At 41.2% G+C, this 2,792-nt stretch carries 3 protein-coding genes; 1 reads left to right on the forward strand and 2 read right to left on the reverse strand.

Translation table 11 applies throughout. The features are described 5' to 3' along the window. Nucleotides 1-28: 28 nt before the first annotated feature. Together L0G63_RS13590 and L0G63_RS13595 are read right to left on the reverse strand one after the other, a co-directional pair. Nucleotides 29-202, reverse strand: coding sequence for a hypothetical protein (locus L0G63_RS13590; protein WP_301451132.1), 174 nt, complete (start codon nucleotides 200-202; stop codon nucleotides 29-31). A 465-nt stretch (nucleotides 203-667) separates the two neighbouring features. Next, the gene (locus tag L0G63_RS13595; RefSeq protein ID WP_301451133.1) at nucleotides 668-1,315 is read right to left on the reverse strand and encodes a glutathione S-transferase; all 648 of its coding nucleotides are present in this window, start codon (nucleotides 1,313-1,315) and stop codon (nucleotides 668-670) included. Between the two features lie 329 nt (nucleotides 1,316-1,644). Between L0G63_RS13595 and L0G63_RS13600 the strand changes: the two genes are divergently transcribed. After that, complete coding sequence (locus tag L0G63_RS13600) at nucleotides 1,645-2,661, forward strand: bile acid:sodium symporter family protein (protein WP_301451134.1); 1,017 nt, start codon at nucleotides 1,645-1,647, stop codon at nucleotides 2,659-2,661. The last annotated feature ends 131 nt before the right edge of the window (nucleotides 2,662-2,792 follow it).

Consider the following 2,792-nt stretch of genomic DNA (forward strand, 5'->3'; position numbering starts at 1 on the left):
CTGTTTGCTGGTATCATTAATTCCGAGCTTAAACTATGACTTTTGCAAGAGGTCTAATAGAACTTAAAAATTCTTCATCTTCTGAGTAAGTTTTAAGTCCACACTTATCCAAATTTATAGAGAATTCAAAACCATCAGAAAAGCAATCCATCTTTGATTTTTCATTGGCAAATTGAAGCAGAGACAAAAGAGCTTCCGGCACGTCGTGACCATTAAATTGTTCGATATATTCCTGTTCTAGCCTTCTTATATCCTTACTATGATTCAATTCGATATAAATTACTTATAACCACATAGACACAATGACTCACGTACGGTCCTGATTTTAACCCTATTGAAAAAAAGTGGGCACAGGCTAAGTTTCTACGACAAGGGTGGATGGAGAATAATCTACCTAAACTGTTCAATGATATGGGCTGTGCTAATTTTATTATGGATTGACTATAGATGATGTGGCAGCGCTAGGCCTAGATCCACAAGCGGTATATGAGAAGGCCAAAGCAGCCAGCACGGCTTGTAAAGTCTAGTCCTTTAAATCACACAAGCCTTTCAATATTTTTATAACGTAGGAGTATACAATGTGTATCCTCCTACGTTCTTTCAAATCTATACTTTACCTACCACTCACCACTCATGTGATCATATAAATAACTTCAAATACCAGATATTAACAAGGAAAAAACACCACCTCATCGCCTTCTTGCCATGGTTCAAACTTAGTCATAACTTGCAAAAATAACGGATGCGCAAGCCAATCTTGTAACCACTGCTGCAATTTAGGGTATGGCAAACCATAAAACACCTCACGATCAACATGTGCAAATTGACGAACAAACGGCATGATACCAATATCCGCTGTGGTCACACTGTCTCCTAATAGATAGACATTTTTTGTCAATAGCGTCTCCAATACCTGCAAAAACACCTCGCCGCGCTGTCGATACTCGCTCTGCGTCATCTCAGGATACCGATCCGCATATTTGTATCGATCTAGCCAATATTTAAACTCATTGTCATTTTGTGCAATCAAGTCATTTGCTTGCGGTAATGTATTTTTATCAAGTAAGCCGTGTGGGTCATTCTGCGCAAGTGCCCACATCATAATCTCGTCACTTTCTTCAATGACGGTCCCATCCGCCAACTGTAAAACGGGCACCGTCCCTTTTGGACTAATCGCTAGCATTTGCTCTGGTTTATTCTTCAGCGTAACCTCCCGCAGCGCTACAGACTGCTCGGCAAATAAAAGACCGAGACGGGCACGCATGGCATAGGGACAGCGGCGAAAAGAGTACAGAAGATGGCGCGGTAAAGTCATAGTTGTCTTCCACAATTGAATAAAAACTAAATAGCATATCAATAAGAACCAGTAGGCTCAAACACACTGATATGGATTTTATTAGGGAGTAGATAAATATTATTAGGCGCGCTGAGATTCACACCGATTTCACTCTCGATGTTGATGGCGTTTGCAGCAACTAAATTTTTGTTTGACTGATAAATAAACACCAAAAAGCTCAAAATATAATCATAGTCAAAGTTATTATAATGGCAACTTATTGTTGGCTAAAAACCACTGACACCTATTGTAAATATCATTTCTTTAAATTTATACTGGACTATTTTCTATAGTATAAGGACTGATACATGCAGTTTTTGAGGATGATAAGTCAGCAGTTGAGTCGGTTTACGGCTTTAGTGATTATTTTAGCAGCCGCAGTGACCTTTATAGAGCCTGCGACTTTTTCTTGGGTGACAGGCGATACCCAAATCATCGTTCTGGGTGTCATCATGCTTGCAATGGGTATGACGCTTGGTAAAGAAGACTATAAAATACTGGCTAAGCGTCCATTTGATATTTTTATTGGTTCCATTATCCAATATACCATTATGCCGATTTTAGCAATTAGCGTGGCTAGGCTATTTGATTTATCACCGGGTTTAACACTAGGTCTGGTATTGGTCGGTACGTGCCCTGGCGGCGTGTCTTCCAACATTATGAGCTATCTTGCCAAAGGTGATGTAGCATTCTCAGTCGGCATGACCACAGTATCAACCATCATTGCGCCCTTGGTGACCCCACTTTGGTTACATTATTTGGTCGGTCAATCTGTGGAGATGGATGGCTGGGGCATGTTCCGATTTATGCTCCTAGTGACCTTACTGCCAGTCGCTATCGGCTCCATGTTGAATATTCTGTTTCAAAACAAACACTGGTTTGATAATGTGCGTGCGGTGATGCCAGGCGTGGCTGTATTAGCCTTTGCCGCTATCGTTGGTGGCGTTGCCGCTGTATTTGGTGATCAATTCTTGCAATCAGGGTTAGTCGTCATTTTAGCGATTGCCGTGCACAATATCGTCGGCTACGTATTGGGTTACTACTCAGGGGCATTGTTCGGTATGAGCAAACCTAAAAAACGTACGATATCTATCGAGGTCGGTGTACAAAATGCAGGGTTAGCCACGGGCTTAAGCACTAAGTTTTTCCCTGGTAATGCAGAGTCCGCTATCGCTGCTGCCGTTGCTTGCATTTGGCACTCTGTTTCTGGCTCTATATTAGCAAACGTATTTGCGTGGTGGGATAAGCGTCAAGAGGCAAAATCCCCTACTCTTAGTGATACTGATGAGATCGTAGAATTTGGCGAACCAGTCAAGAATAGTTGATTTTGACATAAGATAATAAATTTAAGCCGCTATGTTAGATCATTTGTCTAGGGTATGTTGACATATAGAGAATAGTTGATAATCATAGTGTTATGACTAGGGCGTGTTGAACATTCGACCATGGCACTGAC

The sequence above is a fragment of the Psychrobacter sp. genome (genome assembly GCF_030454045.1).
Lineage (GTDB): Bacteria > Pseudomonadota > Gammaproteobacteria > Pseudomonadales > Moraxellaceae > Psychrobacter.

Coding starts and splice junctions, on each gene's coding strand:
- L0G63_RS13600 (WP_301451134.1), top strand. CDS start 1,645: ATGCAGTTTTTGAGGATGATAAGTCAGCAGTTGAGTCGGTTTACGGCT.
- L0G63_RS13595 (WP_301451133.1), bottom strand. CDS start 1,315: ATGACTTTACCGCGCCATCTTCTGTACTCTTTTCGCCGCTGTCCCTAT.